Source organism: Pseudomonas sp. C7.1, assembly GCF_056312395.1.
Genome location: NZ_JBWDTL010000001.1, coordinates 35679 through 60033, shown reverse-complemented (window position 1 = coordinate 60033; position 24355 = coordinate 35679). Strand labels below are relative to the sequence as shown.

The following is a 24355-nucleotide window of genomic DNA, read 5'->3' as shown; positions in this document are numbered from 1 at the left end:
AGCCAATGAATAAAGCGGCATTGCGCTACGGCAATAGGGCGCATGCCTCTATAGGTAAGGGGCCCAGTCTTCCCATTTTTGTAGTGATCGGTTTGGTGGCCGTCTGGCTACTCTGGAAATTTGGAGTGATTCAGCTTTGATTCTCGCCGGCGTCCTCATTGCGCTTTTCCTTGCCATTGTTTTCCTGTTTCAGAAGGGCACGGCGTCAACAGATATATTCCGCACCTTCGGCCTCTCGCCTGGAGCCTACACTCTCGTGAGCTCCGATCTTGGGAATGCGGCGCCAAGAAAGCTGTTACGCGGCTTTGGTGTAGCTGGAGAGCCCGATGCACGGTTCCTTTCTCGCAACGGTCGCATTGTCGTTATCGGAGAGTACAAGAGCCGAAAGTTCAGAGGGCGCGTGAGCCCCTACGAGTTCTTCCAGACAATGATCTACATGGGGCTGGTCAGGGCTGACCACTCCGGTTGCTCAGTGCAGGGTGTTCTTGCATATGCAGATGGGCGGGTGCAGATCACATTCGATCAGGAGGTCTTTGACGCCCTGGTCGCGCTCAAGCCTGAGATGTTGGGCTCGTTCAAACAGAAGAAGCTCCTGAACGCCGTACCCCTCCAGAAGCGAATGAATGTGCTGAGACTGAATCGTCACATCAGGCTGGCCTGATCAGTCGGCAGTCTGCTCCGACTGCGCATGCACAGCCTCATAGGCATCGAGCATGCTGTAGAAATCGGGGTATAGCTCGATCCCCTGAGTGCGCTCACTTACCTTTGACGTGTTGATTTCGCCTTTGAACATCATCAACCGAACATTAATGTTCTGCATCCCGTGCCGTTCGATATAGCCCGCGCACGCGAATTCCTCGCCTGGTTTGCTGTGGTGACAGGCCATGACCCTGTAAAGGCCATCTGCCTTGCTACCGCGTGGTGGCACTGTTGAGACAAGGCTGCGCATCAACTCTAGGCTAAACCCTGGAATATCCTCGCCTCCGGCAGTCGATGATAGGCGCCATGGGCACGTCGGGCATGGCTGATCAGCGCATTTCTTCATGTCCGGCCTCGATTCGTTAGTGGGGAATGGTGAGCTGAGAATTGTACCAATGTCAGGGTGACAGGGCGCCATAGGCGCCCTTCCCCGCTCACTAGCTTGCTTCTTCCAGCACCTCTTCGTTGACCGCGATGGCCACGGGTTTCATCGTCGCTGCCCGGATGCCGGCGTCGATCTCTTTGCAGGCCTGTTCATTTTCTTTCAGGAATTGGCATGCATTGGCTTTGCCCTGACCAATTTTCGAGCCGTAGCTGAACCACGCACCGGACTTCTCGATCAAGCCCAGGGCGACACCCATATCCAGAATCTCACCGAAGTTATTAATCCCCTGGCCGTAGATGATCTGGAACTCAGCTTGGCGGAATGGCGGCGCCACCTTGTTCTTAACGACCTTGACCCGCGTTTCGCTCCCGATGGTTTCATCGCCATCTTTCACAGCGCCAGTGCGGCGAATATCCAGGCGGACCGAGGCATAAAACTTGAGGGCATTACCGCCAGTAGTGGTTTCTGGGCTACCGAACATGACGCCGATTTTCATGCGAATCTGGTTGATGAAGATCACCAGGCAGTTGGCGTTCTTAATGTTGCCCGTGAGCTTGCGCAACGCCTGGCTCATAAGTCTACTTTGCCCAACATGCTGATCCCCCATTTCCCCTTCAATTTCCGCTTTCGGCACCAGGGCAGCAACGGAATCGATGATGATCACGTCAACTGCATTGGAGCGCACCAGCATGTCAGTGATTTCCAGGGCCTGCTCGCCGGTGTCCGGCTGCGACACCAGCAGGTCGTCAACATTGACGCCCAGCTTGCCGGCGTATTCCGGGTCCAGGGCATGTTCAGCATCAACGAATGCGCACGTTGCCCCGAGCTTCTGGGCTTGGGCGATCACCGAAAGCGTCAGAGTGGTTTTGCCAGAGGATTCTGGACCGTAGATAGTAGATTTCGACAACTCGGCCGCGAGGCAAGCCACCAATGCCAAGGGCAACATCGAGCCCAAGCGATCCAGTTGAGATAGCGGCTATCTGTTGTCGGTCCGAATCGCCCATACGCATGACGGCGCCCTTGCCAAACTGCTTTTCAATCTGACCCAGCGCGGCGGCCAAGGCTTTCTTGCGGTTGTCATCACTCATGTGAAGCTCCTTCTATGGCCCCGGCCCTTTGCTGGGGAGTAGATCAACAGTAAAACCTGTCAGCCTGTGTCAGATGCCCGCTTGGTGCAGTGGGTGGCCAAGCCACTGCTCGGGGATCGGCGGGAGTTTCGTCATTCGATCTCTACGAAGCGGTCTATGGCTGGAAAATACAGGCCAAGACGAACTGGCAGGGATATGCCGGCATCGATCACCGCCCGCTTGTACTCCTTCATCTTTGCGGAATACTTGGCCACTTCCCGTGAAATGAAGGCTTCAACGCACATTCCTTCGGCCGGTGCAGAGGTCTTCCAGTCGGTAACCCAATAGAAGCCCTCATCTTCGAAAGGCCGGTCAAGGATTCGGTGAACCCAACGGCCGTTCTGGTAACCGCTGACCTGCACTTCCTGACCACCGTTAACACGCTTCTTGAGCAGCCACTGACCTGAGGTGCTGCTGAGCGTTGTTGCCACCAAATCGCGAACCTGACGCGTGGCCTGTGGCACTTCGCGAATGGGGTAACCCTCGCGGCGCAACATGGACGCGATTGCTTGGCTCTTGGTGTCAAGGCGGTCAATTGACCAGGTGTGAACGCCTTCCTTACCGATCAGCTCGACCACACGGTGATAGACGATCCCACGCACCTTGGCCCGGTAGTCACTGCCTTCGCTCTCACGCAGATCGTCTTCAAGTTCGTTTTCAGTCGGCAGCGCATCGTTAGTTGCCGCAGGAATGAAGCAATCCGTTGGAAGTTCAACGGTGAAGGTCGAATCCAGGCGTGCCTTGGATGGAACCCCACTCACTACCTCACGCTCAACCGTTGGAGTTTGCTCAGCATTACCAAAGCTTTCCTCCAAGGATGGCCACAAGCAGCTCATCAGCGAACCAACGGGGGCATTCACGTCGTCATCTTCGTTTGAAGCGTTGATGCATCCCAGGAGGTATGCATTGCACTTGGCGCGGGTTGTGCCCACATAGCCGAGCCGGGAGACTTCAAGACGAACGTCGTCTTTCACCATTTTCCCGAGGTAGCGGAATAGGCGGCTCTCTGGGGAGGACGTATCTTGATCCCCAAGATTGGGAGCCAAAGCGAATGTTTGGCCAACGCGGCGCCAGTAGAAAAGAGGCGTCTCATCGGTGGCGCTGCCCTTCTGTAAGGCTGGGATGATCACGACATCGAACTCAAGACCCTTGCTTTTGTGCAGTGTCATCACCTGCACCTGACCGGCTTTCGGCGTTGCATACAGCCGGTCCAATGCGTTGAAGAACGCCTGAGGGTCAACAAGGTCACCGGTGCTTGTGTGCTGCAAAAGCAACTTGAAGACGGTATTCACATCACCCATCTCGATGTGATCAACAGTTGAGACGCCACCCAGGGCCACCCAGGCTGATTTTGCAGCCCATACCAACTCATCACCACGGCTTGACGATTGGATGCCGTCAAGGACCGTCACAAGCCGCTGCACGCGTGCCAGTCCATCCTCACTGAGACGTTCTTGCACGGCTTCCATGCGAAGAGCCGTTGGAATGACCCGGTGTCCTTGCGATACCACCAGGGTGTCTGCCCAGCTCAGACCGACAAACGCAGCGCGCAACAGCGCCAGCCAGGCTGTACGGTCAGCAGCATGCCAGAGTGAGCGAATCAGGCTGATTACTTCTGATACCGGAAGCGATTCAGAAATTGGGTCGATATCGGTGCCACTGGCACTGATACCCGCAGCTTTCAATGCCGGCAAAATGTCTTTCAGATGCGAGCGGCTTCGAACCAAGATGGCAATCGACTGCTCTGGGTCTTTTTCGTACTCGGTCTGGATGATCTCAACAACTTTGGCAGCTTCGCCCAGCGGGCCAGAAGTGATCGGCATTATCGACACGCCGCCTTCACCCTTCCGAAATGGAACAGACCGAACGAAGGTCGTATCGGTGCCAGCAAACACCTTCTCGTAGGTATCGTTGTTCCACTCGACCACGCCAGGTAGAGAACGGAAATTGACTACCAGGTTCATCACCTCCAATTGCTTCGGGCCGAACTGGCGCTCACGCACCAGCTGAATGAACGATTCAACAGTGGCCCCACGGAAAAGGTAGATGGACTGTCCCGCGTCGCCACAGAAGAAGACAGAGCGATGGTCGTCCTGCTCCCAGTGTTCGACCAACTTGCTCAGCAATAGGGTCTGACTTGGTGAGGTGTCTTGATACTCGTCTACCAGCAGGTGGCAAATACGGTCTTCGTCCAGCAAAGCATCGCCTACCTCGCCGCCTGCACCCAGAGACATGATCGCGCGCTGCGCTACCTCAGGAAAATCCACCGTTGCGTTGGCGTCGAAGGCCAGCATCAAGTTGCCCATCAGGTAGCGGAGGATAATGGTCAGATGCTTGGCCATCTCAGCCGAGCGCTCCGGATAACTGACATCAGGCAGGGTCTTGAGCGTGAACAGCGCAGCCCCCAGCTCCGGGCCAGCCTCTTTCAGGTTGGTGAGTAGACCGTTCATTGCTGTCGTGATTGGATGCCGGGCAGGCATACCGTTTGTGGCGTTCACGCGGGAGCGCAACTCACCTTTGGTTGTCAGCATGTAGGTAGAGAAATCACGTAGGTATGCCAGGCCAGCTTCGCTGCCATCAAGCACTGGGGAAGCCGCCCACTCAAACCCTTCCAGCTCGCCGGAAGCTTGTCGCAGCAACTCAATCGCGGGGTTCAAGTCTGAGCAACGAATTGCCTCCACGCCGCTTTCAGCACTGTTCGAGATCATCCCGCTCAGTGCCTCGGCCATGGTTGGGATGTCGAGGTTCAAGACCTCCCCCACCCACTGGTCACGCTTAGCCAATAAGGCAGCGAACATCGGCACTAGCAGCTCAAAACGGTTCTTGGCAAAAGTCAGGACCGCTTCAAGCGCGGCGCGTAAGTCGTCGGAAATACCCTCGTCGTTCACCGAACCAAGGGTCTCCAGAATAGCCTGACGGTATATGAGGCTTGGATCGTCCGAGGTACGACCACCCCCGAGTCCGGACATCACTGGCGTCTTTGCAGCCAGATATGCGCAGAATGAGTCAAAGGTCATGATCCGCATCCGCGACGGATTCAGCAGAAGATTCCAACCAAGCGCACTGTCCCGCTCAAGTACCAGAAGGCTGAGACGGTATAGCGGTAGCTCATGCACCTCGGTGGGAGGTACGCCGGCTGCGGCTTGGTTCAGGGCGCCCATTACACGCTCAACGATCTCAGCAGCTGCTTTGTTGGTGAAGGTGATGGCAAGTATCTCTTCCGGTCGCTGCGCAACTGTTAGGCATGCCAGAAGGCGATACAGGAGTTGTGTGGTCTTGCCAGAGCCAGCCGGCGCCAATAGCACTAACGAACGGCGCGGATCGATCGACATTGCGCGAACAGCGCCGTCATGTTCATTGGCAGCAGCAATGCCAGCAAAGATGGGGTCAAGGTGCGGCAGTGCTGGGATACGTTCGAAGGCGGTCATGGGTGGCTCCTGTTTAGGTGCTACCACTTTTAACGACCCAGACGCGTGTCAGGAGCCCCTGACGGAAAAATAGTTGCGCACGAAAAAGCCGGCACGTGGCCGGCTTTGTTGTACTACCGCGTAAGCGGGGCTAGAAACTCGTATCCCATTGGAAACGCCTTCCCTGGGTCACTTAGGGTCGCGTTACCTTGCAGGAAGCCATTGCTCATATCGTCGAGCGCTTGCTTCCAAGCGTTGCATTGGGACTCCCAGGCCAACTCACTATCTACATCGCTATTCTTCGCCTTACGCTCAACAAGGGCGGCACTGAATGAGCTACGAGTGTGCATGCTGATGTTCTGAATGTTCACCTGAGCCAAGGTAATACCGTCCACGCTCTTCTCATTGATCTTCTCAGGCGAAATATGGGTGGCATAAATGGGTAGCTGCGGCTCCAGCAAGCGATCTGCATTCAGGCCTGTATGTCGGCTTTCTTTGCCACTCTTGTAGTCGCTCAGCATTGTGTACCAAGTCTCTTCGGTGGCGTAAACGCGTTCACGGTAGTCGAGCTTAATGCTTAGCGGAATTCCGCCTACCTCAATGTCATGTTTCTCTTCTGTTGCTACAACTTCAAACTCAAGCGTGCGAGTTGCCTGGTATGCCAGCCAGTCCATCACCAGCTCAACAAGTCGTTTTTGCTCAAGGGCGATCAATCGATTGCCGTAACGCCAAGTAAGACGATTGAGCAGTTTGTCGCTCGCCTCAGCGACCTTCGCGTTTACTAGGGTATGGCGAGTTTCTGGGGTTTGCGCCTTCAAATTCTGGGAGGTTTTAACCTCCTTCCAGAACAACTCAAGAACAAGGTGGAGCATGGTGCCCTGGATGCGCGGGTCGAGTCCTATCACCGGCACTGGGAATTCTGTTGCGCCCAATCGGTTTCGTGCGAACGAGAAAAACGGTGCCTCAGCATAGTCTTGGAAGATGCGAACACCACCTTTCACAGTAGACAACTCATCCTGCGAAACAGGCGGCACGACCTCAGAAATCACCTGAGTGCGATCCAACAGGTTGATCTGCTTTTGCACGAATGAACCTGGTTCATTGGCCGAATGCTCTGTTTTTGGCCATGAGCCCATCAGCTCGCTTGGGCCAATGGAGCTGCCGCTATCACTGTGCGCAGGGCATGAGACATTGACGACCTGGCTTGTGCTCAGCAGGGCCGCTGCGATCTTCTGTGCGCGTGCCAATGAAAGCTCGCTGGATGACTCAGGAATGCCCGCAGCAGCCTGGAGATCAACCGGGATAAATGGATTTGGCTCAGCAGGCAGAGGTAGCGCTGAGTTTGAAGCACCGACCACCCACACCTTATCGAAGGTCAAGCCAATAGCATCCTCATAGGACATGATCGACACCGGTGCTACATGGCTGATACGTGGTTGGAATTGGCGGGTGTCAACGATCTCACGCAACCACATGAATGCCCGCTCGTACTCACAAGGGCCGAGTTGATAGTCCAGGGTCCGGAACATCGCTAGGGCCTCGGCCCAAGCATTGAGCGTTTGATAGTTTGCACTGGAAAGCTCGCGCGTCTCAGGCCAGCCCATGAGCTTCAACATCTCTTCGTATTGTTCAGCCCACTCTGAGGGGTACAGGCCAGCGGTGATGGCGTCTTGGGCATCCAGCAGTGCATCTAAGCGTTTGAGGAAGTCAGGGCAGCCAGTCTGACCATTCTTGGTAAGTGCACGCCGGAAATCCTTACCTGCCATCGAAAGGCCTGTGTTATCGCGAAGCCATACGTCCATGGTGGCGCGGCTTGCCCACTCGTGATCGGAACCACCAACCCAACGGGATCGCAGCACCCGACTGAACGTCTCAGAGTCAGCTTTGTGGCTGGTAATCGACAGGATATCCATAGCAGCGCGGATCATCGGCCGGGAGCCAAGTGTTGCACCACTGGATATGTCCCATGGCTCCCGCGCCTCTTGGCCGTCCTGCGATGGCAATAGGGATGAAGGGCTGACAACCAGGGTCAGTGCTTCCACAAGCGGGGCCTGATAAGTGCGCATTTCAGGCACCAAGATTGCGACTGATGGCGCCGCATGCGGCGTAGCGGTGTAAGGCTTTAGGGTGTCATTGACCCACGTGGCGATTTTCGAGAACTCGTCAGCTTGAGTATTGGCACGCACGAGACTCGGTACAGCTGTGAACTCTGGTTCTGCGTACTCGATAAGCTCCGCACCGCGCTCCTGCAAAGCCTCAAACACGGAACGCTCCGCTGGGTTCATGCTGATGATGCCAACGATTACGATCCGCTCAGGCACCTCAATGCGACCTTGCTGAATTGCATCCAGCAATCGCCGCGGAATTTCCGAACGGAAGACATAGCCGTTCTTGTCTGACTCCGCCTTGATCATTTCGTACCAGGCAAAGAAGCACTCAAACTCCTTCTTGAAGGCAAAGCGATCTCGATCCATTGGCAACTGGAACTTGTTCACAAGCGAGTACGCTTGGTTGATCCGTCGAGCGGTGCTGGTGGATGAAATCTGGGTGTCAGGCAAGAGCCCAGAGCGGTCGGCTATAGACTTCACCACGGCCAGTTCCTGCACCGGGAAAAGTAATTGCTCATCAGGCATCAGCTCCTGCCATGCATTTTCCAACCAAGCAGAGACGGTCTTAATTTCGCCCTTGGCGAACCAGGTCCGCTTGCCGCTCACTGATTGCAGCAAAGCGGCCTGCAACTTGAGGTAGCGGGCAACACGCTCCGTCGATGCGAGCACGAGGGTCTTATCCGTCAGTTGCTGTAGCTCTTTCATGAAGCTCATGGGCGTCACCAGTTGTTCCAAAGATGGCAACCAACATAACGCCCGTCTGCCTGTGTCATAGGCCCCTGTCAAAAAGAGTTCGAGATCACATTCGGCCGATAAAAAGAAATGGGTTTCCAGAAAAAGGCGGGAAAACCAAGGAGGGAAAAACACTATTAAGTAAACAAACCACACTCGGCTACGAAGATGAACAACCTGAGTCTCCGGAAAGCAATCGCTCCGGAATTGCCAAACGCTCACTGGGAGGGGTGTGAGGTAGCCTTCCAGCCCGTTGTGCGCGCTGGCGGCTCCGCCTTGGAGATCGTAGCCTTCGAGTCCTTCCTGCGTGTAGGTAGCCCCTGGTGCGGCCAGACCCTTGCCCATTTGATAGCGACCGCAGAAGAGGACCACTCCATCGTCGAAGTGGACACCTGGGTCTTCAACCAGGTTTGCAAGGTGGTTGTGGCTGACCCCTCACTCCATGTCTGGGTAAATACCTCTCAGATTTCCATGTCGAATACCGCATTTGTTGGCGCGATCATCGACGCGGCTACTCGTCTCGGCATAACCAACAGGCTAACGCTTGAGATGACGGAATCAGCTGATGGCGAAATCAATGCGCTGCGCAGGAACATTCAAAAGCTGCATGCTCAGTCGGTGGCCGTCGTCCTGGACGACATTCACGACGGCTTCGCCAAGCGTGCACTTCTGGATTCATATGCCGTTGCTGGCTGCAAGCTATCGCGCAACACCACTGTGCAAATGACTAAAGACAACACCACACGAAAGGCCGTGGAAGATTTAAGCCTGTGGTGCCGGCGTGCAGGTAAGACACTTGTGATCGAGGGTATCGAAACCCGCACTGAGCTGGGCATGGCTATTGATTGCGGTATTGAGCTATGCCAGGGGTTCCTGTTCTCGCCGCCCACCCGACTCGACACATTGCCCGTCATTGGCGGCACCCTCTCAGTTCCTTAGCTGGGGTTTTGCGCGGCAGGATTTCCTGGATATCTGATCATCGAGTAGGAGGCGGATTCACATCCGCCGTCCTCTCACACCACCGTACGTACGGTTCCGTATACGGCGGTTCCTGCCTACTGATAAACAACGTCAGCGAGCTTGGTTCCGTTGATGTGTCGCCTGTGGTATCTAAGCGCCCAGACCGGCCCTCGGAGCTTCCGGCTCCTACCTCCTGATGGTCTCGACCCCCGCTATGCGGAGTTTCTGCTTTACGCTCCAACAGAGATCACACCCGACTATCCACTCATGGCAGGTTCAGCCCTTCATTGCTCCGGTTTCGAGCAGCTACTACGGCCTCTGCTGACTTCTGTCGCCCATCCCGTCATCTCACGACGCCGGTAGCACTTGGCAGGCTAAACAGATCTCCCAGGGTAATTCGCGCGACCTTCCTGCTTATGCCTGTCGGATATACGTCGCAGCGTTCCGTGCAAGTATTGGGCTTTGACGATTATGGCCGTCTTACCCCGCTACGCCGCCTCTATCCGCTTCCTGTACGTCAGGCCAGCATTTTGCCTCGGGCTTCCTTCAGATTCGCAGTCACCCGCGACACCCTTGCCTCTGGCTAACACTTCCCCTTGCCGGGTGTGTAGAGGACTTTCACCTCCAAGTCGTCCGACTCACCACCACAGTGACCCGAACAGCGCCAGTCACGGCGCTACGCGCCATGCCTGGCGCACCATAAAAAAGCCCGGCATATGCCGGGCTTTCTTTTAGTTGTCGTTGATACGTCCTCGACGCTCAGTGAAGTCGCGGACCTCATCACGCTTGACCTGTCCACGGCCAACAAGATGCATGGCGGATTCGGCCATGCTTTTGCGCCCTTGCGTCTTCATCTCCTGGGCCAGCTTTGGAAGATGCTCCATGCCGGCTTCAAGAATCTGGCGCACCGGTGCAGTCACCTCCAGGGATTCGTAAATAGGCACTGGCTGACGGCTTTGGTCGGAGAAGCGCAGAACGTGCTGCCACCAAAGACCGCGTAGTGTCCGAGGCAACAACCGTTCGTACTTGTTATCCACAAGTGCCAACATGCGCGGCACGATATCCAGAGCGCTATCAGCATGGATGGTCGCAAATACGCTATGGCCTGTAGATGCCGCCAACAATGCTGCGTTCGCTGTATCCGGGTCGCGAATTTCGGACACAACGATGGTGCGCCGGTTCTGACGTACACAGTCCCGAATAGCCGCTGGAAATGACTCTACGTGGGTGCCAAGCTCTCTTTGAATTACACCTGGGCCTGGAAACAACATCTCGATCGGGTCTTCAATCGTGGAGAGCTGGCCACGCTCACGCTGATCCATTTTCGCAATGGAGGCATACATTGTTGTTGATTTGCCGGAGCCCATGATGCCGGCGAACAGAGTCATGCCGGTGCCACGCATGAGTGGTGCAATTACGGACCAGTCAAGCTTCAAGTCTTCGGCAATAGACGGAACACTGGACGGCAGGCGTCGCATAGAGATGCCAAAACCGTCGTGGGAGTTTGCCAGACAGCAGCGGTAGCGATGGCCATCAAACTTCTCGGTGAAGTCCGCCGACTTCGTTTTGGTTATTTTCATCTTCTCAGCGACTTGCGTCTGAAAGAAGTCGAGCCATTTACCTTCAATCTTCCCGCGCAAGAATTTGCCGAAGTTATCAGTGGCTTCGATGTAGGTCTGGGTCAGATAGATGTTTGTGGCATTGTCGTAATGCTTCATCTGATCGTGCGAAGTAGGCAGCATTGCGGTCAAAGGAGTCTCCTTTCAGATTTGATACGGCATGGATGGGTGCATGACGAACTCAAGCTTCCAATGCATGCGGAAAGCGATATCGTTCAGGTGTAGAAGCGGGGCAATGCCAACCGGCCTAGTTCCATTTAGCGCGTTGTTTCGTCGTGAAGAATTCGCTTCTGATGACTAACCCAGTTTGTGTCAGTGCCTATCTTTGGGCGTGAGCTGAGGGTGACCCGAGTGACCCCGCCAACTGTTGAGGTTGGATACCCCGCCACATTGTTCTGGATGAAATCGAGGTCAACAGCTACGTAGCATCGAGCCGCGTCGTAGCGGACAAGAATTGCTTTACCGAACGCATTGGTGTCTGGGAGGTTGTAGTCCTGACCCAGCTGGCTTTGCAGGGTGGCAGTAGAGGACCAGGCCGCAAGCGAGTTGTAGGTATGGGTGACCTTTAAGTTGGCAGCGGTACTGCTTGAGGTCACTTTGCGCCGAGCGATTTCGCAGACTTGTAAGATGTTTTTTGCTTGGCCGATGGCAGCATCGATCTTGGCGCTCTCCATCTGAGACATGATGTTGGGCAGCATCATAAGCACCAGGATGGCGGAGATCGCCAGCGCGATGACGATCTCTATCAGGGTGAAGCCGACCTGTTTACGATGGGCCTGCATCATACTTAGCCCATATTCTGGCTGATGTTCACCAGCGGCATGTAGAAGCCGACAGCAAACAGGACGATGGTTATCAGGATCATGCCGAAGCCCATGGCTAAGCAAAGGCGTGATACCTGACCGGAATACTGTAGGTAATACTCCTTTAGCGCATTCGCCAGGTTACTAAGCACATTGTCCCGGCCGGAGGGCGACTGCATGTCAAACCCATGCAGGTTCTGGTGAATGATTGGCGGCCAATCGTCACCGACGAATATCTCACTGAGCTCTCGGCCTTCCGCCAGTCGATCAAGGGCGTCCTTGTAAAGACTGTGCGCAAGCCCCTTGGACCTTAGGCAAAGAAACTTGAAGCACTGTGGGTTGGTGTAGCCACTGCTTAACAGCAGCTGGTAGGTCTGAACAAAATCAAGACCTCTCCGGACCTTAGCGCGCTCGTTGATCACCCTGATAAGTGGCCAGTTCTTCGTCATGTCCCAGATTCGGACTCGGAAGAAGTAGATCACCCCTATCACTGCAAAAAGCGGGATGCTGAACTGGGTGTAAACCTTGTGCAGGAAGAGAATGACCTTGCTGAAATTGTTGAGGTTCAGCTGGAGGCGCTGCACCTCGATAAAGTCGATGATTGAGTTACCGGCCCACAATGGAATCCCAATCATGAACAACAAGCCAAGGACGCTATAAATCACGCCCTGGGTCATAGCCTTTCCGAATTCTTTGCGGGCTTGTTCCCGCTCTTTTATCGCGGCCGCAGCGCGTAGAAGTGCCTCTGCGAGCTTGCCCGACTTTTCACCTGCATCAGCAAGCAACGTCGCCGTTTCATCAAAACGAAAAAGTGTCAGGTACTCCTGGGGTGTCTGGCAGCTCTCAACCTCAGACTTGTTGATACCGATCCTTGTGTAAGCAACCGACTCAACTACCGCCTTGGAAAAGGTCTTGCCGCTGTTCAACTTGGACGCAATGGCCGTGAGCACCAGCGCTTGTTCGACAAGCGGAAACCGTTTTACGAACAGCGCACGAATTGCACCGAATGGGTCAAGTCGCACGCTAACGATGATCTGTTGTGGCAGACCACTCTGAGCAATGGCCTGCTCTCGGGTTTCGGCAGCACGGCTCATCGCTTCGACGTTGCCGGCCTGACCTAGATAGGTAATTTTAAAGTAAGCCATTGCTCAGAGGTTCCCTTAGGAGCAGCGATAAGCGACAGTGATCTTGGTGTTGCCTGTCGCAGTCGTGGTCTTGACGTTGTTGCTCTTGTCGAGGGCGACTTTCAGGTCGGCAACAGTGCTAGCGTCGCTGCTATCCACCGGATAACCGATCGTCACGGTGTTCGCAGTTGCCGAGTCCAGAGTCCATGCTTGGTTCCAGACAGTCAGGTCTGGGAGGCCACGAGAGGACAGGTCGGTCTTGGTCATGCCGAGGCACGTATTGGTGCGGCTTACTTGGCGAGTGATCGCAGATGGGAAGTCCTTCTGGAGAATGGTCAGCGCAGTGCTGAACTTCGCGTCGTCGCGCTGTTGCAAGAAGCCTGGCAGCAGCCAAGCGGTAAGCACTGCAACGATTGCAATTGCAATGACGATTTCAATCAGGGTGAAGCCCGATTGGCGGATGGATTTACGTTTGAAGTTACGCAGGTTTTTCATGGCTACCCCTCGGTATTACAGTGTGTGCAGGTTATCGACGCGTTCAATCCGAGGCTCTTCGCTTGGGACTGGCTTTGCCGCTGGGACAAGTTGGGCAACGCTTCCTTTGTGTTCTGGATGTGCTGCTTTGGTGGTTTCGCTTCTGGATGATGTGACTCGATCCGTCATGTATGGCTTGAGCGCCTTTTCAAGTTGCTCGAAGCCAACAACCCCCTCCAGGACAAGCCGAAGGCCGTCATCCCAAAGGTCAAAGAATGTGCCGTCCTTGATCTGGCGACGACGCATCAGGGTAGGGTGCTCACCTTCGAGTACGGTGTTTTGAGCATCTGGCGTCATCTCCAATATTTCGATGATGCCGCGACGCCCGCGCAGGCCGCCTGAGTGGTGGTGTTCAGTGAGCTTGCATTCTTTGCAACCGGCTGGATTCGCTCGATAGACAATCGTTGACCCAGGGTCAGTACCGAAGACCCGGTTGTTTCCATACAGGCTCAGCTGTTCGGGATTTGTGCGTAGCTCGTAGGAAATCTTGCAGGACTTGCAGAGGCTCTTAACCAGGCGCTGCGCGATAAATGCAGTGGTCAGAGTCGCGGCAAGGTCGTCCGGAATATTCATCCGCGAAAGGCGTGTCAACGATTCGTGAGCGTTGTTGGTGTGCAAGGTGCTCAGTACAAGGTGACCTGTCTGTGCCGCTTTAAAGCCCAACTCGGCTGTCTCGTTGTCGCGCATTTCACCTACCAGGACCACATCGGGGTCTTGGCGAAGAATTGCACGCAGGCCATCTGGAAATGACACTTGGGCGCCACATTCAGTGTGTGACATACCCTCGTGCTGAATTTCCACAGGGTCTTCAAGCGTGTGGTAATTCTTATTTGGATCACGACCCTGCATGTCGAGCAGGATTGCATTGAGAGTTGTTGTTTTACCCGACCCGGTTGGGCCAGTAAGAATGAACATCCCGAACGGGACATCTGACAGGCGCCTAATAATGGCCAGGTTCTCGGCGCTCATGTTCAAGCGGTCAAGATTCGCCAGATTCACGTTGTTGCCGAGAATACGCATGACAATCTTTAAGGACTTTTCAGCCCCTGTTGTCACCGGCATTGACGATACCCGGAGACCAACTTTCTTGTTCGCGGTTACATGTTGTTCGAATTGGCCATCCTGCGGAATCGAAATATTCGGTTTCAGCGAGCACATGTTTTCCAGAATGACACGCGTAATGGCATCGTGCCCGGATCGTTTGTAGTGGCCCTTGGTAACCAATTCCCCGTCCACGCGAAACCGGATTGCGATCGAATCACCTTGGGTGGGTTGCAGGTGAATGTCAGATGCATCAAGGCTCGCAGCTTCCTTAATCAGCGACTCGATGCGTTTATGAACACGCATTTTGGTGCTTTCGTTGTTTACGTCTGAGTCGTCATCAAGCTGTTCAAAGCGCTGCAAGCCTTCCAGCTTCCCGTGGCTAATTACGCCTAGACCTTTAACCTTCCAGCTTTCTTTTCGCGCATGAGATAAAGCAGCTTCTTGAGAGAACTGGTCATAGAGGTTGACCAGATACAGAACGCCTGCATATCCAATCCAGCCCGAAGCGCCTTCCTCTTGGAAAACATCCTCGCCATCTTCTTTGCAATCAAACAGTGGGCGGCCTGCGGCAGCGGCCACCGCCGCTGCAAGCGCCTCTTCATCTTTGCAGATACGACCAATGTCCGGAATGATCGCAGCCATGCTTTCCGGGATTGGCTGCGCGTCAGCGGTTTTCTGGGTGACCTTCTGGGCTTTTACCAGCTCGTCCAGAATGCCCCGATGAGCTTTCCTTATTTGATCGGACATGTTTACTGGCCACTCATCGCAGTTGGCTGAGTCCAGTCGATCTTGACGATGCGTGAGCCATTCGGGCCTTCAAAGTAAGCCGTATCAATATCAAAGCTTTTGAGCTTGAGGTCGTAGACCTTTTGCCCAACTTTGACTTCGCTGAGGCCATCATCAGTCATGACGATTACCGAGTTCGCCCGGACCTCGGCCAGCTGGAGACTTTGCTTTGGTTTCTCGGCAGGTGGTTGCTGAGCACCGCCTGCCTGGGCGCCACGTGTTTGGAACCCTGGCAGACCTGCGCTGGCTGTTGGTTGTTCGAGCACGAATGGGGTTGCGCCCGGACCGGCAAGACCGTCCATGTTGAATGGAGCGCCGCCCATCGGCATAGGCGCACCGCCTTTGGCGCGTACTTCGTCGCCCAGCGCTTGAAGGGATTTCACACCTACTGGCATGCCCTGATCGTCTACGACAAAGCCTGCATCTGCCATTTTGCGGTAAGAGTCGGCCATGGAGGCCTGGAGCTTCAATTCACCGTCGCGGTGTTCCATGGATTGAATCTTTTTGCTACGAGCCAGCACCTCGTCGCTATCTGCGGCAAAGGCTTGAGTGGTGGCCACCATAGCCAATTGAATTACGAAGAGGGGGACATACTTCTTCATGATTTCAGGTTCCTACGACTACGAAGTTGATTTTCATGACCCCACCGACAACTGTGTAGTCGTATAGGAACATCGGATATTCCTGCTGGAGGGATTTGGTCAGTGCCACTACGCGTGAAGCCGGGCCGGACAGGGAGCCCATCCAGTTCTTCAACGGGCCTGAGTAGGTATTGCCGTACTGAGCGTCACCTGTGTTCTCAACTACTTCCATTTGAACTCCTGAGAGTTCTGCGGAAGCGTTCACGCCCTTCCAGGACTGAGGGAGTGGTGGCAAAACAGGGACAGAGTTCAGATCATCGATCATCACTTCGCTTTCGCGAATTAACCCGTCTTGCATGGCGTAGTCGTCGGGCAACTTGCGAATCTTCTCCAACTGCATGGTGAAGTGAACGCATGCTCCGGCAGCTAAAACCAGAACGAACCACATTAGGCCGGTAAAGCCGGCCGTATTCATTCCGCCACCCAAAGTGGGTCTCGATTTACTCAGCTTCATCACCCGCCTCCACGCCTTGGGTTCCAGGAAGAATTCGCATGTCGTAGCGCAACTCGATATCGAGATTTGCAGCCACGCCATCCACTACCTTTGGCAATTCATAGGTAAGGCCTGGGGAAGAAAGCAGGCGATGTTCTGTCGCAAACCCAACCTGGTCTTCACCTGAAATTGGAGTGGTTATGTAGGGGTCGTATTGGAACAGTGTGAATAGCCGGTCCAGCACATCAGAGTCATTGGGCCGAACCGCAAGACGCTCTGTTTTCAGGTCAGCAATTCGATTGTCCAAGTCACTGATCAAAGACTGCTTAGCTTGGTAGTCGGCCATCTTCATCTTGTAAACGGTGTGCATGCCCCAGTTCAGTACACCGGTCGCCACAATCATGCAGGCGGCAACAACCCCGATGAGATACCACCGCTTGGTTTCTTCATGCCGCTGGCGTTCATTGAGTTCCATCCGGGTGTAAGCCGGATTCTTGGGCAACACCAGGTCTTCGATATCGACTTCGATCCGAACCGACTGGCTCAGGTCAACATCCATCAACTCGGAGATGAAGTTATCAACATATTCCGACGACGAAATAATCGAAGCTGGATCGTTAAGGTCACCATTCCGGTCAAGGCGGAGGTAAAAGCCTTCTCGCTCGCCAACTGGATAGATGACAGCCTCAGTACCGAGCTGGACTTTGTTGTTGTGGAACAGCAGCTGCCAGAGGCCGTATACCTTGATACCCGGATAGTCATCCCGAGCAGCCCGAAGGCTGTTCTCGTCGATGTAAATGGCCGGTCTACCGTCAGAGCCTTGCGGCTCGATGACGGTAAAAATCTCGGTTTCCCTGGTCTTGTTCAGTGCTTCCGCGCCAATCATGTCGCGGAAAATGATCACCTCTTGGCCAGCGATCCGTACCGGTACGCCGAGTGGGATCGGCTCCATCAGAAGACACCTTCGATCAGAGTCGGGGTGACTACGAGCACCAATTCACGGCGCTCAAGCTGGTTGTTGATGTTCTGAGTGATTGGGTTCAGAACTGCCTTGGTCACGAGGTTCTGCCACGGCAATTGTTCCATTGCCTTTGACAGACGTTCAGTGATCAATCCGCCCAAGTGAACAGATCGGCCAGATGTAGTGATCAGCTGCGTAGAGAACTCTTTCAGCGCGACTCGTGGGGTTTCGAACTCGTAGTCACCCAGAGTTATCAGGTCTGGTGCATTCAGATTCGAGATGACAGGCATGATGTCCACCAGCAACTGGTCGTCATCAAGAACCCGCACGGTAACGCTCAGCGTCACACCGACTTTGAGGCGGCCGAGTTTTGGGGTGACAGTGATGTTGCCGTTCTCATCCTGACTTTGCTCAACGTCCACGATGTAGGTGAGCTCTTCACCTGCATAAATCTGCGCGGGAACGCCGTTGCGAACGGTCAGATTGGGCTGGTCTTTCAGCTCGACTTGCCCGAATTCTTCAAGGAATTTGAGCAGGAATCTGCCGTTCCCGCGATCCCCGGTGTAGGTGCCACCGACGTTCCATAATGGGCTGTCGATCCCAGGAATTGCCGGCATTACAGCTGCTGCGGTGTCGGTTGCCAGCTGGCCTAGTCCGCCTGCTGTATTGCCAATGATTGTGTTGAAGTCGTTTCCGTTGATCGAACCCTTGATCAGAGCGCCCCAATCAACACCCTTTTGCTTGTCGTCTTTCAGAACTACGTCATACGCTTCAACGCTGACATTAACGATCTTGGTGCTTTCAGCAATCGCGCGTTTCAGGAACCGATCCAGGACTCGCATTTTCGCAGGTGAGCCACCAGCTGTGATGATGCCAACAGACCGAATGCCTTCAACGTATGGCACGGTTTCAGTGAACATGGCGTTCGGTGCAGGCGCAGCCAGTGGGCCGATGCTGTCGAAATTCAGACCTTCTGGGGCACCTTCAACGCCGGGAATGCTCGCCGAGCCAAGGCTCGACAGGCCACCCACGCCGGCAGTGCTTGATGAGCCAGCCGAATCACTTGGCGCATCCAGAATCTTTCGAGCACCATCAATGATTTTCAGCCATTCATCTTCGGTAAGCGTGTAACCAACCGAAGAGCCGGTCGATTCGCCTGTGCCACCAGCCGTTGTTTCTTCGGCATCACCGGCGCGAGCGCCAGTTGTTTGCGCGGAGGTAACCAGGGTGGTTACCGAGCGTGTTGCGGCGAATGCAGCCAGGTTCCACTCACGCGTCTCGAAGTTGGAGACGTAGATTCGGTTACCTTCGATTTCAATGTGCAGATCACGAGTACCTTCGATGTACTGGATCAGCTCTTCCACCGTCATACCGCGTGCAGCGATATCAATTGCGGTGTTCAGGTCCACCTTACCGCGAGGGATAATGGAATAACCTGGAAGGGTTTGTTGCAGCACAGACCGTAGACTTTTGTTCTGAGATGTCAGGTAGATTGGCCGCTGTTTAGCCACATCCTCAGATTTGATTTCGCGCACAAACGTATTGCCGCGCGCCGCCTGCATCGCCGCCTTTTGACCAGGCAGTAGTTCTTTATTCCGAACTTCTGCGCTGTGCTCGAATGTGCTCGCGCAACCAGCCAGACCGATAGCTGTGGCGAGGGCAATTGCCAATTTGGTCTTTTTCATTGAGCTTGGCCTTAGTTGGGGCGATCAGTAATCAGGATCATTGGGGAGGGCTTGCCGTTCTCTTCTAAATCCCAGAAGTAGGCAAAGCGGACTTTTGCGTCGCGCACAGAGCCTGTCAGCTTGCGCAGCGCTAGGTCGCGAGGGTCTGTGGAAACAAACTCGTATCGGCGATTTTCCAACTCAGGACGCACCGAGAAGTCGGTGCGAACCCGCCAACCGATAGGCATGAGCCCGGTGACGATTTCCTTGAGGGTCGCGGCCTGATATTCGGCTTTGATCGGCTCGTTCAGAACCACGGTGGGATCGACGCGCTCCAGTGTCACTCGGGTGCTTGCAGCTGTTTCGATCGCTTCTGCACTTTGCTCGGCCATCATCAGAATCTGGGCGCTCTCTGCGCGAATCTGCTCGATGCCTACAAGTTGATCGAGCTTCATCTGCTCTGCGTCAGCCAGCGCCTGGTCATTCTTGGCCAGAGCTTTCTTAACTGCATCCTCCTGGGCTCGGACCGCAGCTCGTTGAATTTCGATGCTCTTCCGCTGCTCTTCGATTTCCGCCTTCTGTGCCAAAAGAGCGTTGACCCTACGCTGGTCTGCTTCGGCAGCAGATACCTGTGCAGATTGAAGCTTCATTTCACGATCAGCTCGTGCTGTATCGAGTGACTTCCGTACTTGCTCCAACTCAACCAAGGTGGCCCGGTAACGTCGCTCGGTTTCGGTCTCTTCGACAGAGATAACGGGCTCATCAACGGAAAGATCGATGACGGCCGCTGGGACGGCTTCCGTCTTTCGATAATCCACAGGCTCGCTCATTTTTTGCGCCTTGCCTGCTTCATAGGCGCGATCAAATGGAGAAATTGCTTCCGAGCTGGCCATCAAGCTATCGCTGTAACCCGCATTGGCGAGTTGCGATGCGAGCAGGATCGCAATGGCGAGGATGTTCTTTTTCACTTGGGGCGCCTCAGTTGAGAAGTTCTTTCCCTAATAGTGGAAAGACACCCCCCGTTTTTTCGCCCTTTTTCGGTGGCCCCTCTAAAAAAATTTCCGCATGCTCACTGACTAGATACAAACCCAGGAATTGTCTATGAGCTCCGCCCCAAAAACGCCCCAGCAGTCCGGCTTCTTCTCGATGATTGTGATGGCGTGCCTTCTGATAGCTGGTTACAGCTATTACCTAATATCCACTCAGCAGCATCTTGATTACCAAGCGGATGCATTGGCTCCAAACATCCTGATCATGAAGCCTGGCTTTGTAATCGGGTTGATTGCAAAGGGCGGTTTCCTAGGCACACTGACGGCAGTGCTTCTCCATGTGGTGCATTCGATTTTCTACGCGATCATTGCTTGGGCTGCGACGACGGCGGTTGTTGGCTACCTTACTAAGGGAAAGAAAAGCCCCACTGGGAAACTAGATCCAACCAGTGCACGCGCAAACGGCGAATATGATGCGGAGATAGCCGGGTCAGAAGTCATGATCATGATTGCTGGCCGGCAGAACAAACAAGGGCGAACCAAAGAGCCCGACCTTATAGACAAGACACCCTACCGACAGGTCTTTTTCCGCATACAACGGAAAGTGCTTAACCTAAGCCGGCAGCCAGTAACTCCAATCGAAAAGCTATACGTCGCTCTTCATTCAATGCTTGCAGAGCACCCCGACGTACCTGCCAGCATTGGGGCACACCATGCGGACACTTCCCTCTTGAACCACTCGCTCGCAATATCTAAGGCACTTGTAGAGCGCATGCAGGAAAAGGGTTGGCCAGAGCCTCTGGCAAGGGTTGCGGGTATAGCCCATGACATGGATAAGCTTCTTGCATACACCAAGAAGGGGAATAGCTGGGTCAAGACCAAGGACTGTACCCACCACAATACATTCAGTGCGTATATCGCCTCTAACCAACCAGAATTTAAGGAGTTGGATAAAGACGACAAAAGGGTTTTGACCTTAGCGCTACGTTACTACCATCACCCTCAGATGCTCCCCTCCGACTGCGGGCCGCGCGTCGAGCGCCTTGTTGACTCTTTGCGATTTGTTGACGGTTTCATAACCCGCAATGAGAAGCAGGATGGCATCGCCAAAGCCAAGGCTGGGGATCGGACCTCCACCCAGCTGCAAGAGGGATTGATAGCCACGATCAATGGGTTGAACATCAACTGTTACCTGGGGGAAACCTTGCCGGTGGTTGGACCAAAGCTGCTTATGAGTACGTGATCATTCCGATGTCGGCGATTCTGGAAAATATCGGATCACACATACCGGCCGAGCTTTCACGACAACTCCAGGTGAGCATTGATTCGCGCAGCTTTCACCATCCTGCAATCGACATTCTTCTGGAGTCTCTTGAGGACATGGGCCTATTGATGCACGACTACAAAGAGATGCACTCCGACCGTGGCTTGTTCGATGTGAAGATCGGCGCCGTCCCATTTGCGGCGTGTCTCTTGCTCCACAAAGAGCGAATCGAAGAATTGCTTCCAACGACCGTCATCAAGTGGGGCATGGCTAAGTACATGATCAAAATTCGAAAGCCAACTGAGAGTATCTTGGCCGAAGACGATGATTCAGAAGAATAAAAAAGGGGCGCGAATGCGCCCCTTCTTGTTTTCGCATGCGAAAACTAATCCACAAGAATCCTGATCGCTGAATCCACCCGTATCACCCTATCAGCTCTATCAGTGTGACCCAGGTCGTTCCAGCAGCTGTAGGCATCCTGATAGCGAGCCTGCCTTGTTGGCGCTGATGGAAAATTGACCCACCCTGCCGATTGAAATTTGACCCAGGGCGGATTGCTGATTTCTGCATCAGCAACTGTGGATAAGTCTATCAGCGCAGCTGCTCTTAATCCCCCCTCCGTCGATAGCCCAGTTCAGTTGTTTAAGACCTGCCACATGCAGTCATGCAGCAGGTCACCCTCTCGACATGCTCAGAACGGCTCGTCGTCCTCCGGCCGCTGGTCGCCCTTAGGTTTTCGTTCGCGTGCTTTGATCTTCGCCTGGGCCGCCAAGCTGCTGTGTTGCAAGCGGTAGGACTCGTTGCCCGTTTCGACGATGTGGCAGTGGTGGGTCAGCCGATCCAGCAGGGCTGTGGTCATCTTGGCGTCGCCGAACACACTCGACCATTCGGCGAAGCTCAGGTTGGTGGTGATCACCACGCTGGTGTGTTCGTACAGCTTGGACAGCAGGTGAAACAGCAGAGCACCACCGGCCTGGCTGAAGGGCAGATACCCTAGCTCGTCGAGGATGATCAGATCCATGCGCAGCAGTGCCTGGGCGATGCGCCCGGCCTTGCCGTCGTGCTTCTCGCGCTCCAGCAGATTGACTAGGTCAACCGTGGAGTAGAAGCGCACGCGCTTGCCGTGCAGGGTGATGCCGGACACGGCCAGCGCGGTGGCCAGGTGGGTCTTGCCGGTGCCCGGTCCGCCGATCAGCACCAGGTTCTGGGCGGTGTCGGTAAAGGCCAGGCTGGCCAGCTCTTTGATCAGGCGTGCGTCGGCGCTGGAGGAGCTGAAGTCGAAGCCGGCCAGATCGCGGTGCATCGGCAGCTTGGCCATGTTCATCTGGTGGCTCACCGAGCGCATGGCGCGATCTGTGTGCTCCTGTTGCAGCAGGTGTTCGAGCAACCATCTGGAGGACGCCGTTGCCGACTCGCCCTGGGCGATCAACTCCGCCCAGGCAGTGGCCATGCCGTGCAGGCGCAGTTCCTTGAGTTCAGCCATAAGATCACGCATGACCGATTTCCTCGGCATGGCTACGCAGGAGGTCGTAGCGCGCCGTGTTGGCGACGGGGGCTTCCTTGAGCGGCAAGTGGGTTTCGACGGTGGGCGGCGGTTCGCTCGATGTCAGCCGCGCCACGACATTGAGGATGTGTTCGGCGCTCAGGCTGCCGCTCTCAAGCACCAGCTCAACAGCCACCAGCACCGCATCGAGCCCGGCGACCGGTACGGCGGCCAGGACTTGCGCCATGATCCGGTCACCGCCGGCATGCCGCCCCAGGCCGTGCCTGAGCCGACGCAGCGGCGCTGGCAGATCGGCAAAGGGCGCGCCGTTGCGCAGCGCGCCGGGCTTGCGCTCAATCAGCGGGATGTAGTGCTGCCAGTCATAGCTGACCTGGTCGCGATCCAGTAAACGCGCATGGCTGGCAATCAACAGGTCATCGGCCACCACCTCAATCCGGGTCGGATACAGGCGGCTGCTGACCCACCGGCCGGCGCGCTCACAGGGCACCGAGTAGCGGTTGCGCCCCACGCTGACCAGGCAGGTACTGGAAACCCGCGCCGCACGCTCGACGTAACCGTCGAAGGCCGTGGGCATGGGCATCATTTCGGCCCGCTCCAACTCCAGCACCTCGGCCACACTGAGCCCGCCGTACTGCGGGTGCGCCAGCTCGCTCCAGAGTGCGCGGCAGCGCTGGCCGAGCCAGGCATTGAGTTCTTCGAAGGAGTGAAATTGGCCGTCCTGGGCGTCGAGCCAGATGCGTCGCCGGCTGTCTTGCACGTTCTTCTCGACGATGCCCTTTTCCCAGCCCGAGGCGACGTTGCAGAAGTCCGGGTCGAACAGGTAGTGCGCACACATCACCGCGAAACGCGCATTCACCGTGCGGCCTTTGCCCTTATTGACCTTGTCGACGGCCGTCTTCATGTTGTCGTAAATACCCCGGCGCGGCACGCCGCCCAAGGCGCTGAACGAGCGCGTATGCGCGTCGAACAACATCTCGTGGCCTTGGCTCGGATAAGCCACCAGCCAGAATGCACGGCTGGCGCAGAGCTTCAGGTGCGCCACCTGCATACGCCGGTAAATGCCGCCGATCAGCAAACCCTCTTCGCTCCAGTCGAACTGAAACGCCTCGCCCAGCGCAAAGGTCAGCGGCACAAAGGCGTGCAACGCCTTGCCCTGCTCCCCGCGCCAGGCACGGATAAACGCGGTGAGCTGGCTGTAGCCACCGTCGTACCCCTCGGCCTTGATTTGCGCCAACAGCGCCTTGGCACTGCGCCGCTGTTGCTTGGAACGCAGCGAGTCGGCCTTCAGCGCCTGCTCCAGCGTGGCGTGAAAAGCACTGAGCTTGTTGAATACCGCCCGGCGCTGGTACGCCGGCTGCTTCGCCTCGGGTGCTCTGACCCATTTGCGAATGGTGTTGCGCGCCAACCCGGTGCGCTTGGTTATCTCATGCAGCGACAGCTTGTCGCGAAAATACATCCGGCGAATTTTGCCCATCATTTCCATACTGATCACCCTGTGTTCTCCTGCTCAGAAATTGAGCAGAAGCAGTTGAACACCTGGGTCAGTTTTCAGTCGGCAGAACAGCCTCTAC

Annotated in this window: 19 protein-coding genes and 1 pseudogene; 4 read left to right on the top strand and 16 right to left on the bottom strand. The window is 55.3% G+C overall.

Going from position 1 to position 24355, the window contains the following annotated elements; genetic code table 11:
- The first annotated feature begins 136 nt into the window (after positions 1-136).
- Positions 137-661 carry a hypothetical protein gene (locus AC0T4W_RS00265; protein WP_476314518.1) on the top strand — a complete coding sequence of 175 codons (525 nt, stop codon included), beginning with the start codon at positions 137-139 and terminating at the stop codon, positions 659-661.
- Here AC0T4W_RS00265 and AC0T4W_RS00260 read toward each other — a convergent pair whose 3' ends face one another.
- From AC0T4W_RS00260 to AC0T4W_RS00245, 4 genes and pseudogenes are all read right to left on the bottom strand, one after another.
- Positions 662-1045, bottom strand: a complete 384-nt coding sequence (locus AC0T4W_RS00260; protein ID WP_476314515.1) for a DUF6283 family protein — start codon at positions 1043-1045, stop codon at positions 662-664.
- Positions 1046-1136: 91 nt separating this feature from the next.
- Positions 1137-2172, bottom strand: a pseudogene (gene recA / locus AC0T4W_RS00255) (recombinase RecA).
- Between the two features lie 131 nt (positions 2173-2303).
- Complete coding sequence (locus tag AC0T4W_RS00250) at positions 2304-5639, bottom strand: UvrD-helicase domain-containing protein (protein WP_476314512.1); 3336 nt, start codon at positions 5637-5639, stop codon at positions 2304-2306.
- 113 nt (positions 5640-5752) lie between these two features.
- The gene (locus AC0T4W_RS00245; RefSeq protein ID WP_476314509.1) at positions 5753-8440 is read right to left on the bottom strand and encodes a PD-(D/E)XK nuclease family protein; all 2688 of its coding nucleotides are present in this window, start codon (positions 8438-8440) and stop codon (positions 5753-5755) included.
- A 186-nt stretch (positions 8441-8626) separates the two neighbouring features.
- On the opposite strand from AC0T4W_RS00245, the gene AC0T4W_RS00240 reads away from it, so the two are divergent.
- A complete protein-coding gene (locus AC0T4W_RS00240) occupies positions 8627-9397 on the top strand; it encodes an EAL domain-containing protein (protein WP_476314506.1) in 771 nt (256 codons plus the stop codon).
- Positions 9398-10149: 752 nt separating this feature from the next.
- On the opposite strand, the gene AC0T4W_RS00235 is transcribed toward AC0T4W_RS00240, so the two are convergent.
- From AC0T4W_RS00235 to AC0T4W_RS00190, 10 genes are all read right to left on the bottom strand, one after another.
- Positions 10150-11160 carry an ATPase, T2SS/T4P/T4SS family gene (locus tag AC0T4W_RS00235; RefSeq protein ID WP_476315014.1) on the bottom strand — a complete coding sequence of 337 codons (1011 nt, stop codon included), beginning with the start codon at positions 11158-11160 and terminating at the stop codon, positions 10150-10152.
- 134 nt (positions 11161-11294) lie between these two features.
- Positions 11295-11819 (bottom strand): type II secretion system protein, encoded by a 525-nt coding sequence (locus AC0T4W_RS00230; RefSeq protein ID WP_476314503.1) that lies wholly within the window; start codon positions 11817-11819, stop codon positions 11295-11297.
- 5 nt (positions 11820-11824) lie between these two features.
- Positions 11825-12985, bottom strand: coding sequence for a type II secretion system F family protein (locus AC0T4W_RS00225; RefSeq protein WP_476314500.1), 1161 nt, complete (start codon positions 12983-12985; stop codon positions 11825-11827).
- A 15-nt stretch (positions 12986-13000) separates the two neighbouring features.
- Positions 13001-13459, bottom strand: coding sequence for a prepilin-type N-terminal cleavage/methylation domain-containing protein (locus tag AC0T4W_RS00220; protein ID WP_476314497.1), 459 nt, complete (start codon positions 13457-13459; stop codon positions 13001-13003).
- Between the two features lie 15 nt (positions 13460-13474).
- Positions 13475-15289 carry a GspE/PulE family protein gene (locus AC0T4W_RS00215; RefSeq protein ID WP_476314494.1) on the bottom strand — a complete coding sequence of 605 codons (1815 nt, stop codon included), beginning with the start codon at positions 15287-15289 and terminating at the stop codon, positions 13475-13477.
- A 2-nt stretch (positions 15290-15291) separates the two neighbouring features.
- Positions 15292-15930 carry a hypothetical protein gene (locus tag AC0T4W_RS00210; protein ID WP_476314491.1) on the bottom strand — a complete coding sequence of 213 codons (639 nt, stop codon included), beginning with the start codon at positions 15928-15930 and terminating at the stop codon, positions 15292-15294.
- A gap of 4 nt (positions 15931-15934) precedes the next feature.
- Entirely contained in the window at positions 15935-16423 is a 489-nt protein-coding gene (locus tag AC0T4W_RS00205) for a hypothetical protein (RefSeq protein ID WP_476314489.1), read from the bottom strand.
- Entirely contained in the window at positions 16410-17354 is a 945-nt protein-coding gene (locus tag AC0T4W_RS00200; RefSeq protein ID WP_476314486.1) for a hypothetical protein, read from the bottom strand. Before AC0T4W_RS00200 ends, AC0T4W_RS00205 begins: the two co-directional genes overlap by 14 nt.
- On the bottom strand, positions 17354-19048 hold the full coding sequence (locus AC0T4W_RS00195; RefSeq protein ID WP_476314483.1) for a type II secretion system protein GspD: 1695 nt from the start codon (positions 19046-19048) through the stop codon (positions 17354-17356). The genes AC0T4W_RS00200 and AC0T4W_RS00195 overlap by 1 nt, the downstream gene beginning before the upstream one ends.
- Positions 19049-19059: 11 nt before the next feature.
- A complete protein-coding gene (locus AC0T4W_RS00190; RefSeq protein WP_476314480.1) occupies positions 19060-19995 on the bottom strand; it encodes a hypothetical protein in 936 nt (311 codons plus the stop codon).
- A gap of 133 nt (positions 19996-20128) precedes the next feature.
- Here AC0T4W_RS00190 and AC0T4W_RS00185 point away from each other — a divergent pair, with 133 nt between their 5' ends.
- Entirely contained in the window at positions 20129-21259 is a 1131-nt protein-coding gene (locus tag AC0T4W_RS00185) for an HD domain-containing protein (protein ID WP_476314477.1), read from the top strand.
- A gap of 8 nt (positions 21260-21267) precedes the next feature.
- Positions 21268-21621, top strand: coding sequence for a hypothetical protein (locus AC0T4W_RS00180; protein WP_476314474.1), 354 nt, complete (start codon positions 21268-21270; stop codon positions 21619-21621).
- A 350-nt stretch (positions 21622-21971) separates the two neighbouring features.
- On the opposite strand, the gene istB is transcribed toward AC0T4W_RS00180, so the two are convergent.
- Entirely contained in the window at positions 21972-22775 is an 804-nt protein-coding gene (istB, locus tag AC0T4W_RS00175) for an IS21-like element ISPst3 family helper ATPase IstB (protein WP_476314408.1), read from the bottom strand.
- A complete protein-coding gene (gene istA, locus AC0T4W_RS00170) occupies positions 22768-24267 on the bottom strand; it encodes an IS21 family transposase (RefSeq protein ID WP_476315011.1) in 1500 nt (499 codons plus the stop codon). The genes istB and istA overlap by 8 nt, the downstream gene beginning before the upstream one ends.
- Positions 24268-24355: the final 88 nt, after the last annotated feature.

What these genes read in the sequence shown, in the direction of transcription:
- AC0T4W_RS00260 (WP_476314515.1), bottom strand. Translation starts at nt 1,045, where the DNA reads ATGAAGAAATGCGCTGATCAGCCATGCCCGACGTGCCCATGGCGCCTA.
- AC0T4W_RS00250 (WP_476314512.1), bottom strand. Translation starts at nt 5,639, where the DNA reads ATGACCGCCTTCGAACGTATCCCAGCACTGCCGCACCTTGACCCCATC.
- AC0T4W_RS00245 (WP_476314509.1), bottom strand. Translation starts at nt 8,440, where the DNA reads ATGAGCTTCATGAAAGAGCTACAGCAACTGACGGATAAGACCCTCGTG.
- AC0T4W_RS00240 (WP_476314506.1), top strand. Translation starts at nt 8,627, where the DNA reads ATGAACAACCTGAGTCTCCGGAAAGCAATCGCTCCGGAATTGCCAAAC.
- AC0T4W_RS00235 (WP_476315014.1), bottom strand. Translation starts at nt 11,160, where the DNA reads ATGCTGCCTACTTCGCACGATCAGATGAAGCATTACGACAATGCCACA.
- AC0T4W_RS00230 (WP_476314503.1), bottom strand. Translation starts at nt 11,819, where the DNA reads ATGCAGGCCCATCGTAAACAGGTCGGCTTCACCCTGATAGAGATCGTC.
- AC0T4W_RS00225 (WP_476314500.1), bottom strand. Translation starts at nt 12,985, where the DNA reads ATGGCTTACTTTAAAATTACCTATCTAGGTCAGGCCGGCAACGTCGAA.
- AC0T4W_RS00220 (WP_476314497.1), bottom strand. Translation starts at nt 13,459, where the DNA reads ATGAAAAACCTGCGTAACTTCAAACGTAAATCCATCCGCCAATCGGGC.
- AC0T4W_RS00215 (WP_476314494.1), bottom strand. Translation starts at nt 15,289, where the DNA reads ATGTCCGATCAAATAAGGAAAGCTCATCGGGGCATTCTGGACGAGCTG.
- AC0T4W_RS00210 (WP_476314491.1), bottom strand. Translation starts at nt 15,930, where the DNA reads ATGAAGAAGTATGTCCCCCTCTTCGTAATTCAATTGGCTATGGTGGCC.
- AC0T4W_RS00205 (WP_476314489.1), bottom strand. Translation starts at nt 16,423, where the DNA reads ATGAAGCTGAGTAAATCGAGACCCACTTTGGGTGGCGGAATGAATACG.
- AC0T4W_RS00200 (WP_476314486.1), bottom strand. Translation starts at nt 17,354, where the DNA reads ATGGAGCCGATCCCACTCGGCGTACCGGTACGGATCGCTGGCCAAGAG.
- AC0T4W_RS00195 (WP_476314483.1), bottom strand. Translation starts at nt 19,048, where the DNA reads ATGAAAAAGACCAAATTGGCAATTGCCCTCGCCACAGCTATCGGTCTG.
- AC0T4W_RS00185 (WP_476314477.1), top strand. Translation starts at nt 20,129, where the DNA reads ATGAGCTCCGCCCCAAAAACGCCCCAGCAGTCCGGCTTCTTCTCGATG.
- AC0T4W_RS00180 (WP_476314474.1), top strand. Translation starts at nt 21,268, where the DNA reads ATGTCGGCGATTCTGGAAAATATCGGATCACACATACCGGCCGAGCTT.
- istB (WP_476314408.1), bottom strand. Translation starts at nt 22,775, where the DNA reads ATGCGTGATCTTATGGCTGAACTCAAGGAACTGCGCCTGCACGGCATG.
- istA (WP_476315011.1), bottom strand. Translation starts at nt 24,267, where the DNA reads ATGGAAATGATGGGCAAAATTCGCCGGATGTATTTTCGCGACAAGCTG.